Source organism: Allobosea sp. (assembly GCF_030694325.1).
Classification (GTDB): domain Bacteria; phylum Pseudomonadota; class Alphaproteobacteria; order Rhizobiales; family Beijerinckiaceae; genus Allobosea.
Genome location: NZ_JAUXYO010000080.1, coordinates 1 through 11,811, shown reverse-complemented (window position 1 = coordinate 11,811; position 11,811 = coordinate 1). Strand labels below are relative to the sequence as shown.

Below are 11,811 nucleotides of genomic sequence, written 5' to 3'. Positions count from 1 at the left end.
CCGCTACATCACGCTGGAAAGCATCGCGCCGATCAGCGATGATCCCATCGTCAGCCTGCCAGCCGTGGCCGCCTGACCAGCCCGGCCAAGCCGGCACCGAGGTGGCTCCGCGAAGCTACACCACCAGCAGGGACACGACCTCACCGGCTTCGACTTCGGGGCCCAGCCTTCCCTCGACAAGGCACAGATCCGCGAGATCGCGACGGGTCGCTTCATCGCCAATGGCGAGGCGGTGCTGCTCCTGGGCCCGCCCGGCGTGGGCAAGACCCATCTGGCTGTCGCGCTCGGGCGCGAAGCCATCGTCACCGGCTACTCGGTCCTGTTCACGCCGGCGACGACGCTGGTCGCGCAACTGGCCAAGGCCCACGGCGAAGGGCGGCTCGAGGAAAAGCTCACCCACTACGCCAAGCCGAAACTGCTGATTGTTGACGAGCTCGGCTATCTGCCGTTCGAGCCCGACGCCGCGCATCTGTTCTTCCAGCTCGTCAGCCGCCGCTACGAGCGCGGCGCCATGCTCGTGACCTCCAACCGGGCCGTCGGAGAATGGGGCTCGGTCTTCGGCGATCCCGTCGTCGCGACTGCCATCCTCGATCGGCTGCTCCACCACAGCCACGTCATCACCATCCGCGGAGACAGCTATCGGCTCCGCGAAAAGCGTCGCAGTGGCCTTTTGCAAAAGGCCACTGCGACGCATCAACCCGCAACCGCCTGAAGGGCAAACGGCATGGGGGTCAGTTCTTCATGACGGAAAGGGGTCAGTTCCGAATGTCGCTGGACAGCAGGTTTTCGTTGATTGCTCTTTTGCTCCTGGTTGTCCCGTCAGCGGCAGAGCAGCCCGCTAAGCCGATCTTCCGAGACGGCACCGGGTCGCAATACACTTGCGCGTCGGTCCGCTGCGTCCTCCATTTCATGGACGAGCGGCAGTGCATCGCCTGGACCGATGGCTGTCAGGTCGTGGCCCGACCTCCCCACGATTTCGGTCGCTACATTGCTCGTGGGTTCATCGTTCCGCAGCGAAGCCAAAACCAGCGCACATACCTGCTTCTGTCGCTCGATCCGCCCATCGTGATGGCAACGGTCAGCGGGATTATGCCGGCATCGACCTGCCCGAGACTTCGCGAATTCGGATGCGTGGAAGGATCTCCGCCACCGGCGCATCCGATCGAGGGACCGCCAATTGGTCAGCTGTGGATCGACCAAAGCGAGATACATGAAAGTTGGGCGCACACTGGTTCTGGGGCAACCGTCTTTGGATGCATGCCTATAGATTACGCCCACACGCAGAACGTTGGAGACCTACCCAGCCGCAGAGGCAGGCCGAGCTCAACTATCGTGTCGGGTTGTGGGAGCGTTTTTGCTGGTGGCAGGGTCCGCTAAGGGTCGGGAGCCGCCGTTCAGCGCCAAACCCCATTCCCCGGTGCGCGGGTCGGACCCTACAGGCCCTTCGCCGCTTCCCCGGTAGGGTGGGCGGGGGGAGTTGAAAAGCCGTCCCTGCCGGAGAACGTGAAGGCCGCCGAAGCGCCCCGATGCGCCTACGCTGGGGCGGCTCGCGCTGGTCGAGCTGTCGCAGCCGGTTTAGGTGTCGCCCTCCTCCAAATCCGCCCACCACTTGATCTGCTCCAGCCGGGTCTTAGTCAGGTCGGTCAGGGTGTCAGCATAAACCATCGGCTCCATTGACCCGCCAGATACGAGGGTCGCGTGTAGAGACGCCTCTTTCGTCGCAAATTCCTTCCACGCAGCCTGCGTCTCATCAAATTCGTCGGGGTCAACGTTGCCGGACGCCTTTGCCCTGCCGATTTCAGTGGCGAGCTGTTGTTCAGCCTCAGCGAGGAGTTCTGCGCTCCGTGCGTTAAGTCCCGATTGCGTGTGCGGCTGCGGCCCGTGAAGGCGGAAGCCAATGACTTCATCGCATGCGGCGACATAGATCGCGGCCGCGCTCAGCAGCTCGGGGAGTTCCTCACGAGCGTAAACCTGCTCCCTTCCGGCTTCGTGTGCCAATTTGTGGCGTATCTCGAAGAGGCGACTGAGGTTCCCAAATAGCCTCTCGAAGTCACTGATAATCGGCGTCTGCTCCTCTGGAGGCTCCTCTTCGGCGCTTGGCCCCTTCGCCTCGACCAAGGCCCGCTTAAATCCTCCTCCAAAGACAGTATCGAAATGCCGCACCAAATCCCAAGGTGACCCAATCGGAACTTCGTACGAGATGAGATCGCCGACAGTGATCGTTCTTCTCTGAAGGGAGCTGGCTATCAAGTGGTCGATTTTGATTTTGTCCGCGAGCTTTCCAGCATTTTCAATGTATGGCGATCCGCTGTCGATCAATTCTTTCAGCCTCAACCTGACGTAGACTTCAATGTTAGCAATGGCGCGTAAAGCAAACACGTCAAACAGAAGCTCGCGATCTGCCGAGATTTTATCTTTGTTCATTTCTGCGCAGAGAACCAGCAGTTCAACCAGAGCCGCGTAGGCTTCGTGCTGATAACGGGGGCGGCCCATCCGTGCTTGCCATTCGGCGATCCGCTTGAGGCGTTCCTTCGTTTCAGCCGCCATACTCTTGTCCCGTGTGTCCGCCCGCTCCAACCGGACCATGATGTCATCCGGCCTGCCGCGTTGAAAGCCAAGCGCGGGGAACATCACAGAACGGAATCCATCGCCCCGGATCGATTCCACTTTGTCATTGGACGCTCCCGCCCCCGGCACGGCACCAATCTGCCACGGCCAATCCCGGCCTTGGACAGAGACCATGACGACACTGCGCTCAGGTTACCTTTCGCTGCCCCTCATCGGCTCCGCTCACGCTGCCCGTTGGGGCCACTCTCACGGCTTCCGCGTGTCCCTCGACCGCGCCTCTGGCGAAGCCACCGCATGGCTCGGCCGTTGGGAAGTTCATGCCAGCGGTATGCGTGGGGCAGGCATCATGGCGGCCCTCCCTCTCCTGACAGTAGGGGCCATGCTGGTGGCTCTTGCAGTGCTTCCGAAGGCGTCCCGAGCATGATGCTGACGGCGACCAAATGGCTCCCGGCGCTGAGCATCACCGGCGCTGCGCTCATCGTCTCGGCGTGCTCGACCACACAGACCGTCGTGCCGCTCGCTACGGACACCATACAGGTCACCGTCGCGGCCCATGGCGAATGCGACTTGGAGGCCGCCCGGAAGATCGCGGCCAAACGCATCGCAGTCGAGACAATCCGACGCGGCTTTGATGCCTACACGATTACTGGCAGCAGCTCACGGTCCTACAACCCGCAGCAGGAGTACACCGCGCGGCTCTACAAGGCGGGCGAAAGGTCGGCGGCATTGGACGCCCGCGCGATGCTGGGGACGGACTGGGCAAAGATCGTCGCCGAGCACGATGATCGAAGCTGCAGGGCCTGACCACGGCGGCCAACAGCGACACCTGAAAGCCCCCTCTGCGGGGCTTTATCTTTGTGGGCGGTCCCGCGCGTGCCGCCGGGCAATAGCCCCCACCTACACCTTAACAAGCCAAAGGATGAACCCGCACCATGCCTGAAGCCCCGCTCACCAAAGCCATCGCGATTGTCGAGGAACTGCGAAAGATCGACCCCGAGCTGCCGATGCAGGTGGCGCACGTGCTGCTGCTCATCGCGAGATACCCCGGCCTCAGCCAGCGTGAAATCGCCGCACGAACGAACATCGGGAAGTCGAGCGCCTCCCGCATCGTCGAAGGCTTATCGGGTCGGGGCCTCGTCAGCGCCACCGAAGACACCATAGATAGGCGCGTCCACGTCCTCATGCTGACGGATCAGGGGCACCGCGTCGTGCGGAGGATTGTCGCCGGGCTATGAGGGAACGGGCGCGGCCCTCCGTCCTACTTAGGAGCACCCATCATGGGCGACATCATCACCCTGACCACCATCAACGAAGAGCCCCGCGTTCTCGACACCGATCTGGCCGAGGCGCTGGGCATGGCGAAGCCGGCGATGGTCCGGCAGAACGTCATCCTCCCGAACCGCGCCGAGCTTGAGGGCTTCGGCCCACTGTCCTGCACCGCAGGCAAGTCGCGGGGCCAGCACTTCACCGCCTACTACCTCAACGAAGAGCAGGCCCTTCTGGTCTGCCTCCTGTCCCGCACCGAGCGGGCCAAGGCCGTCCGCGCCGAGGTCATCCGGGTCTTCACGGCGTTCCGCAAGAGCCAGCTTCAGCCAGCCCTGCCGGACTTCACCAATCCCGCAGAGGCGGCCCGCGCGTGGGCGCTGGAGGCGAAGACAGCGAGATAAGTGCAGTGACTGCACCGATGGCGACAGGTGCAGTACCGCTGCAATGGCGGCGATAACGGTGCAGTAGTGCTACACCCAATTACCCCCCACCTTCACCCTGGGAATAGACCCTCGTTCAAATACCCCCCACTCCCAGCCTTAAAGACCCCTTCTAAGGTCCTCTTAGAATGTCCCTCTGAAGAGCATCCTCAGTGCCCTCTGAGTGGAACACCCCATCTACATCCTCCAAGAACAACCTCCTTATGATGTTGATTGGGGGAGGGAGGTCGGAGGTCTCAGCTCGCCGTGCCGGCGGAAGCTGCACCTTGTCTGTCCTATTATCCGTCTAACCCCGAGCACCAGCAATCCAACACCAAATGAGCTACGAACCCCTTCGTCCTCCGCAGCGCGGGGTCGATGACCGGGGGCGCCCCGTCGTGCGCGTCCCTCTCGCTTCGATCAACGCCCATGCCATCCTCGACGCCGACGATTATGACACCCTCATGGCCCTTGGGGTCTCCCCCAACTGGTCCTTCAGCGGTCGCATGGTCCGGGCCGCTTGCCCGCCGCTCAACACGCAGCGCATCGCCCGCCTTATCGTGAACGCTCCCGAGGGACACGCCGTCCGACACAAGAACCGGAACGGCCTCGATCTCCGCCGCGAGAACCTCTTCACGGTTCCCATCACGCGGCACTCAATCCCGCCCCTCACGGGCCATCACCGGCCCCTGTAACCCTCCCGCCGAAAACGGCCGTTCCGTCCCCAGCCTTGGCAACCCTACCGCTGACGCGACGACGGCCGTTCTTGGTCGCCACGCAACAGCAAGAAACTGCTATCCATGGTCATCACCATCTCTCCAGCCGGGAGGGGGCGCTTCCGCGCGTCTCTCGGCTCCCGTCTCCTGTGCACCACAGACACCCCGTTTCTCTCCGCCGCCCGCGTCCTCATGCGGGACGGTGTGGACCCCTCGACGCCGCTCGAAATGACCCGCGAGGGTAGCAACACCGTTGACCTCCGCTGCACCGTAGGCGCTGCTGCCCAGCTCACGGTCTCTGAGAACGACCGCGAAGGTCCCGTCTTCCGCCGATACAGAGCACTCCCGGCAGAACTCCGCGCCCGGTCTCCGGAGGTGGCAGCATGTGCGTAGCGGCAGTTGCGGCCGCCGGCTCACCGGGCGTGTAGCTACACCTGCGCCCGGCGCCATCCCGCCGCTATGGCCTCAGCCTCGGAACAGAACCACCGCTCGCCCCGCCAAGGCTTGATGCTGACGTCACCGTAATAGCGTTGGCCCGGCAGGTGATAGATGCGCTCGCCGCTACCGTCGCTGATGTTGCCGCGAATGGTGCAGTTAGGCGAAAGCGCCGATTGCAAAGGCGTTCTGTAGAGCGCCATGCCGCCCGCCAGCACCAGCCCAGCAACAAAGACGGCGTTGCGGGGGCGGGCAATCCACCTCCGCCATGCTGGCGCCCTGCGCCGCTGTCGAAACCGACCTTGCCTCATGCCGACACCGTACACGGCAGGCGTTTCAGGCCAGTTACGGCGATCCGAGCAAATCAATCCAACAGCCCCGTCGTGCCTCAGTGCAGGCGGGGTCTTTTTTGTTAGCACCCAAGGAAACCTCAGATGCCTTATGCAGACCCCCAGACCCGGCGCGACAGGCGCAGGGACTACATGCGCGAGCTGATGCGCGAGCGGAGAGCACGAGCCCGCACTCAATCGGCCGTTAGCTCCCGCCCGGCTGTTAGCACCGCAGAGCGCGTTAGCACCCCTGTTAGCACCGCCGTTAGCTCCCGCCCGACCGACAATCCCGGCTCGCAGATCAACCGTCCCGAGCAGCCCCGCGTCGTCTTCCGGCCGGTGGAGCGCCCACCGACAGGCTTGACCCCCATGGTGAAGGCCCGTGCGAGGAAGCTGCATTGTTTCTTCTCGAACGGAGGCAACGAGGCCGAGCGCGGAGCTGCGCGAAGTCGGCTGGTGGAAACGGCCGCGACTGCGGGAGTGTCGGTAGGTGACCTCATGGCTGCGATAGGTCTCCCGCGCAATGCACTGGACCTGCCCCATGCGTGACCGCTCGGGACCCCTTCCGTCGGACCTTCCAGCCAATGATGCCGCCGCCCGACAGCCCCTTATCGAACAGGGCTTGGCCCACCTGAGGGGCAAGCGAGAGGCCGGTATGCTGTCCCCTGAAGAGACGTTCTTGCTCCGCCGGATGGAAGCCTATGACGAGGCGCTGCTGGACGGGGCCGCGCTACAGGACCGGCTCGACAGGCTGCTTGCGGAGATTGACCGGGACGAACGGGGGCAGGCCGGAAGGCTGCAATAGGCCTCCCGACCGGTGCAGTCAGACTGCACTTTAAGCGGCCGGCTCGCGAGAGCACTCGGCCGCCGCATCAGCCAAACAGGTCGGGCTGTCGCTGCACGTCGAGCCGCAGTACCCCCAGCAACTGCCAGGTGCGGGGGCCTCTTTGCCTGATTGCCGATGGCGAAGGCCATGCCGGCTTTCGGGTACTCCTCGTTGAATTTCTCGTCCATCCACTTCAGCGCATCGCTTGCGCTGGTCCGTTTGGCCTCTCTCCAGAACATCGTGTGGGCCTCCCAATCGCCGCACGTGTAAGTGTGGGAGCCGGCGTCATCATCGAAAGAGAAACTGAAGTGGTAGGGCGAGGGTTCGATAGCCGCGAGCTGTTCATCAAACATGCCCATCTGCCGCGCCGCGCGGTCGAATGCCGCCCGCTCTGCATCGATCACGCCAGCAGGCTTGCGTTTCGAACGGAACCGCGTGTTGCGTGGGCGGATCAATGCGAGAGATTGACCCTTTGCCATCGCCGCCTCCGCAGAACCCAAGATCAGCGGCGTTAGGAGGCGAACTCGCTCCTTCTTATCGAGTGCCCCGTCTACTCGAATGCTCTCTTCGTGGACGTGGCAGCTCTCGGCTCTGATGTCGGACTTCGGTCTACGATAATCGAACGTGACGAAATCCCACCGTTTGAATGCGCTGTCGCCGGTTAGGTGTCGGAACCTCACGGGGTAGAGACGCTTCCACTCGCCTGCCTCGGTAACGCCAGCACAGCACACGGTCTCGCCATACCGGCTACTCGGCTGCGGAAGGGCCTTGACGAGGATTGCCGTTCGGCAGCTTTGAGGCATGGCGCACGTACCTGCCCGGCTCGTCTCCGAAGAGGTCGAAGATCGCAGCCCCGCGTTCTGCAAGGGCCTTCGCTACGATAGTCCGGTGGCAGACTTTCGGGTCTCGCTCAAAACACATCAAGCAGGTTGATCTGCCGTCCACAACTTCGCCGAGAGAAATGAGATCGGACTGTGCTTCCGCGCGTCCAAGGTGTTCGCCATAAATGCGCTGAAAGTCAGCGATGCGGCCCTCTCTCGCAGCCTCTCGGCCCGGCTTGGGGTCGCCCAGCTCGGGGAAGTGAAGGTAAGCGATCCCGGCCGCGTTGAGGCGCTCGCGGAGCCCGTTCTTGGAGAAGCCCTTTTTCCGTGACACCGTGACAGCGCGGACATCGGCAAGAACTTCAACACCCACGTGCTGGAGCGTCTGGACGAACCGATCGATGTCGGTTCCCTCGTATCCAATGGTGTAGACGACTGCCATGGCGGGGGTGTCGCTCTGTGGCGGGGGCGTCGTGGGGCAGGGCGGAGGACGGCCAAATCCACCGTACCCTCATGTGGGGTATAACCTGTGGGGGTAGATGTGGGGGAGGGCAATCGATCGCCCTCTCCCAAGTGTCTGAACGAAAACGGATTTTTTGATCCGCTCCAGCCTGCTCAGCGCGAGTAGAACTCGATGACCAGGTTCGGTTCCATCTGCACCGCATAGGGCACGTCCGTCAGTGTCGGCGTGCGGGTGTAGGTGGCGGTCGACTTGCCGTGGTCGACGTCGAGATAATCCGGCACGTCGCGCTCGGCGAGCTGGGCCGATTCGAGCACGATGGCGAGCTGGCGCGAGCTCTCCTTGACCGCGACGACGTCACCCGGCTTGACCTGGTAGGAGGCGATGTTGACGCGCTTGCCGTTGACCGTGATGTGGCCATGGTTGACGAACTGACGGGCGGCGAAGACCGTCGGCACGAACTTGGCGCGGTAGATCACGGCGTCCAGGCGGCGCTCGAGCAGGCCGATCAGGTTCTCGCCCGAGTCGCCCTTGAGGCGGATCGCCTCGGCGTAGTAGCGGCGGAACTGCTTCTCGGAGATCGAGCCGTAATAGCCCTTCAGCTTCTGCTTGGCGCGCAGCTGCGTGCCGAAGTCGGACGGCTTGCCCTTGCGGCGCTGGCCGTGCTGGCCGGGACCGTATTCGCGGCGGTTGACCGGGGATTTCGGGCGGCCCCAGATGTTCTGACCGAGGCGGCGGTCAATCTTGTATTTCGCCTCATGGCGCTTCGACATATCGCGTGTCCTCGTGAGTTCGCGAGTTGAGGACCGCGCCCTCCTGCTCTCCCGCATGGGGCGGGAGCGACAGATCCGGCTTCCGAAGAAAGCGGATCACGGGTGCGGAAAAAGCCACGCGGGCCTTTTGGGCCCGCGCGACGCCGGCTTAGAACCACGGAGGGCGGGGTTTGTCAAACCCGGAGCGGCGGGTGGTGGCCGTTGTCTCGCCGTAGCCCGCCTCCCTCACGCGTCATCCTGGGCGACCGCAGGTCGACCGGGATCCATCGAAGGGCTCGGCGCCCTTCGATGGATCCCGGCCTTCGCTGCGCGAAGTCCAGGATGACGGGGAGGAGATGGGGAGGGGGAGTGGATGTCCTGATACATGACGCCCCTGCGCGCGCTGCCCTCGCGCGGGGGCCTGCGACCTGCCACGATCCGGCCCGCTCGATTCCGACTGAAGGTACCGCCATGGCCCTCGCCACACCGCCCGTCCAGGACAATGCCTATGCCGCCGCGCTCGCGCTGCTCGACCGCGCGCCGCTGATCGACGGGCATAACGACCTTCCTTACGTCATCCGGCTCGACCGCACGGCGAAGGGCGATGTCGGCCTCTACGACCTGACGAAGGTCCACGAGAAGGGCGACACCGACATCCCGCGGATGCAGGCCGGCAAGCTCGCGGCGCAGTTCTTCGCGGCCTATGTCCCGCCCAAGCACCCCAAGCCCGCCGGCTTTGCGCTCGCGCAGATCGCGCTGATGCGCGACATCCTGAAGCGCCATGCCGACGTCTTCAGGCCGGGCCTCAGCGCCGCCGACGTGATGGCGGCGAAGACCGAGGGGCGCATCGCGCTGTTCATGACGATCGAGAACGGCACGGCGCTCGACGGCGAGCTCGACGCGCTCGACGCCTATTTCGACCTCGGCATCCGGCTGATGACGCTGTGCCACAACGACAGCCATGACTGGTGCGATTCCGCCACCGACGCGCCCCGCAACAATGGGCTCAGCGCCTTCGGCCAGCAGGTGATCGGCCGGATGAACACACTCGGCATGGTCGTCGACCTCGCCCATGTCTCGCCCAAGGTGATGCATGATGTGCTCGACGTGACGCGGGCGCCGGTGGTCTGGTCGCATTCGAACGCGTTCTCGCTTTGCGACCATCCGCGCAACGTGCCCGACGACGTGCTCGACCGGGTCGCCGGCAATGGCGGGGTGGTGATGGCGACCTTCGTGCCGGACTTCATCAGCCAGGCCGCGCGCGACTGGCACCGTCCGGCCAAGGACCAGTACGGCAAGTCGCCGGAAGGGGTCGACCATGTGCAGATCGAGGCCGAGATCGCAGCCAAGGCGGGGCCGAAGCCGAAGGCGACGCTGGCGCAATATTGCGACCATCTCGACTATCTGGCGAAGCGCGTCGGCCACGACCATGTCGGCATCGGCTCGGATTTCTTCGGCTGGATCAACCCCGACGGGCTGGAGGATACCAGCGTGTTCCCGGCGCTCGTAGCGGAGCTGATCCGGCGCGGCTGGTCGGAAGCCGATCTCGAAAAGCTCGCCGGCGGCAATACGCTGCGGGTGCTGCGGGCGGTCGAGGCGGCGGCGGGCTGAGGGGCAGAGCTTGACCGCGCGCCCGCTTGGCGCGATGGCCGCGGTCAAGGCCTGCGCCCCGCAGGCGACGACGAGACAGAGCATGACCGGTTCCGGCACCGACCGCACGCGTCCCCCTGCCACGGCTCCGGCCCCGGTCATCATCCTGGTCGAGCCGCAGATGGCCGAGAATATCGGCATGTGCGCGCGGGCCATGGCGAATTTCGGCCTCTCCGAGATGCGGCTGGTGGCGCCGCGCGATGGCTGGCCGAGCGGCGGTGGTTTGAAGAAGGGCGCGACCTCGGCGGCCTCGGGCGCGACGCATATCCTGGAGAACGCCAGGCTCTTCCCCAGCGCGGCGGAGGCGATCGCCGATCTGAACTTCGTGCTGGCGACGACGGCGCGCGAGCGCGGCCAGATGAAGCGCGTGGTCACGCCGGCGGAGGCGATGGCTCCGCTGGCGCAGCGGATCGCGAGCACGGAGCGCGTCGGCATCCTGTTCGGGCGCGAGCGGATCGGGCTGACCAATGAGGAGATCTCGTTTGCCGACGCGATCCTGACCTTTCCGGTCAACCCGGCTTTCGCCTCGCTCAACCTCGCCCAGGCGGTGCTGCTCGTCGGCTATGAGTGGTTCAAGGCGACCGGGGGCGAGCCGCCCTTCCGCGAGAACAACCCCTCGCCGCCGGCGACGCGGGCCACCGTCCTGTCGATGTTCGACTATCTCGAAGGCGAGCTCGACCAATGCGGCTTCTTCCCGCCCGGCAAGAAGCAGATCATGACCGCCAATCTGCGCGACATCCTGCACCGGCTGGCGATGACGGAGCAGGAGGCGCGGACGCTGCGCGGCGTGTTCAAGTCGCTGACCGAGGGGCCGCGGCGGCGGGGGGCGGCGAAGGCGGGCGAGGGGGCGTAGCGAGCAAGCACGGATTCATCGTAGCTTACCCGCGTTGCCTTGTGGGAGAGGTATCTTGGACCGATCTACTAGCGGGTCATTGGCCGACGGGCCAGCGCTGGGCAATATTGCCGGAAACATCGGCGAGCCGGTCAAGCTGACAGGCTTGCAGCTTAACGGCGTGGCTGGCGAAACGGTCCGCGATGCGCGAACAATCAAAGTTTGGACACGACTTCAGCTTACGTCGGATGATAGACTTTTTCACCGTATTGTTGAGGGATTGACTGACCACATTGAGTATCGCGCTCGGGAGGCAAGCCGGCACGTCGTGCTGACCCGTTCCAGCCATATCCTGCTCGTCATTCATCCCGACAATAGTGCAGATCTCTGGCTGGATGCCGCTGCAATAAATCTCAACATTATGGCGAAACGTGCTGTTGTCGCCGGGGCGCCCATTTTTGAAACGGACGTTGCTGACGTTGTGGCGATGTCGTTCCCGCTCGTGGAGATCGCCAAGGATGATCGCGTCGTCTGCATCTTTCGAGAAGGCTGGCGGTTCGCGCTGTTTTTTGATTTCAACCCAACGGGTGATTTCTCAATCAGCAGGATGGAGAGGGACCTAGCACTACTTTGGCAGATTTTTAGGAATGAGCCAGCATCGACAATGCGGACATCGCGTTGGAGGCGGCCGTTTGAGCTTGGTGATGATGGCTGCCCGGATCGTTGGCAGGGTTGGC

12 protein-coding genes and 1 pseudogene are annotated in these 11,811 nt (G+C 64.0%); 9 read left to right on the top strand and 4 right to left on the bottom strand.

The features are described from left to right. Positions 1 to 115: 115 nt before the first annotated feature. A pseudogene (istB, locus tag Q8M82_RS04625) lies at positions 116 to 712 on the top strand (IS21-like element helper ATPase IstB); the annotation flags it as partial. An 863-nt stretch (positions 713 to 1,575) separates the two neighbouring features. Here the strand turns inward: istB and Q8M82_RS04620 are convergent. Next, positions 1,576 to 2,742, bottom strand: coding sequence for a lysozyme inhibitor LprI family protein (locus tag Q8M82_RS04620; RefSeq protein WP_305690207.1), 1,167 nt, complete (start codon positions 2,740 to 2,742; stop codon positions 1,576 to 1,578). Positions 2,743 to 2,988: 246 nt separating this feature from the next. Between Q8M82_RS04620 and Q8M82_RS04615 the strand changes: the two genes are divergently transcribed. The 4 genes from Q8M82_RS04615 (at position 2,989) to Q8M82_RS23475 (ending at position 4,948) form a co-directional block, all read left to right on the top strand. Then, positions 2,989 to 3,372 carry a hypothetical protein gene (locus Q8M82_RS04615; protein ID WP_305690206.1) on the top strand — a complete coding sequence of 128 codons (384 nt, stop codon included), beginning with the start codon at positions 2,989 to 2,991 and terminating at the stop codon, positions 3,370 to 3,372. A 128-nt stretch (positions 3,373 to 3,500) separates the two neighbouring features. Beyond that, on the top strand, positions 3,501 to 3,803 hold the full coding sequence (locus tag Q8M82_RS04610) for a MarR family winged helix-turn-helix transcriptional regulator (RefSeq protein WP_305690205.1): 303 nt from the start codon (positions 3,501 to 3,503) through the stop codon (positions 3,801 to 3,803). A 42-nt stretch (positions 3,804 to 3,845) separates the two neighbouring features. Continuing rightward, positions 3,846 to 4,235 carry a hypothetical protein gene (locus tag Q8M82_RS04605; RefSeq protein WP_305690204.1) on the top strand — a complete coding sequence of 130 codons (390 nt, stop codon included), beginning with the start codon at positions 3,846 to 3,848 and terminating at the stop codon, positions 4,233 to 4,235. A 356-nt stretch (positions 4,236 to 4,591) separates the two neighbouring features. Further along, positions 4,592 to 4,948: an HNH endonuclease gene (locus tag Q8M82_RS23475; protein WP_465248068.1), complete on the top strand. Its 357-nt coding sequence runs from the start codon at positions 4,592 to 4,594 to the stop codon at positions 4,946 to 4,948. Between the two features lie 449 nt (positions 4,949 to 5,397). On the opposite strand, the gene Q8M82_RS04600 is transcribed toward Q8M82_RS23475, so the two are convergent. After that, positions 5,398 to 5,607 carry a sunset domain-containing protein gene (locus tag Q8M82_RS04600; RefSeq protein WP_305690203.1) on the bottom strand — a complete coding sequence of 70 codons (210 nt, stop codon included), beginning with the start codon at positions 5,605 to 5,607 and terminating at the stop codon, positions 5,398 to 5,400. Positions 5,608 to 6,274: 667 nt separating this feature from the next. On the opposite strand from Q8M82_RS04600, the gene Q8M82_RS04595 reads away from it, so the two are divergent. Continuing rightward, positions 6,275 to 6,538 (top strand): hypothetical protein, encoded by a 264-nt coding sequence (locus tag Q8M82_RS04595; protein ID WP_305690202.1) that lies wholly within the window; start codon positions 6,275 to 6,277, stop codon positions 6,536 to 6,538. A 768-nt stretch (positions 6,539 to 7,306) separates the two neighbouring features. On the opposite strand, the gene Q8M82_RS04590 is transcribed toward Q8M82_RS04595, so the two are convergent. Together Q8M82_RS04590 and rpsD are read right to left on the bottom strand one after the other, a co-directional pair. After that, a complete protein-coding gene (locus tag Q8M82_RS04590) occupies positions 7,307 to 7,822 on the bottom strand; it encodes a DUF488 domain-containing protein (RefSeq protein ID WP_305690201.1) in 516 nt (171 codons plus the stop codon). A 173-nt stretch (positions 7,823 to 7,995) separates the two neighbouring features. Further along, positions 7,996 to 8,613 (bottom strand): 30S ribosomal protein S4, encoded by a 618-nt coding sequence (gene rpsD, locus Q8M82_RS04585; protein ID WP_066734351.1) that lies wholly within the window; start codon positions 8,611 to 8,613, stop codon positions 7,996 to 7,998. A 450-nt stretch (positions 8,614 to 9,063) separates the two neighbouring features. Here rpsD and Q8M82_RS04580 point away from each other — a divergent pair, with 450 nt between their 5' ends. The 3 genes from Q8M82_RS04580 to Q8M82_RS04570 all read left to right on the top strand — a co-directional run. Next, positions 9,064 to 10,203: a dipeptidase gene (locus Q8M82_RS04580; RefSeq protein WP_305690200.1), complete on the top strand. Its 1,140-nt coding sequence runs from the start codon at positions 9,064 to 9,066 to the stop codon at positions 10,201 to 10,203. A gap of 82 nt (positions 10,204 to 10,285) precedes the next feature. Beyond that, entirely contained in the window at positions 10,286 to 11,095 is an 810-nt protein-coding gene (locus Q8M82_RS04575) for an RNA methyltransferase (RefSeq protein WP_305690199.1), read from the top strand. 55 nt (positions 11,096 to 11,150) lie between these two features. Further along, positions 11,151 to 11,811: hypothetical protein (locus tag Q8M82_RS04570; RefSeq protein WP_305690198.1), on the top strand; the 661-nt coding region annotated here is incomplete at its 3' end.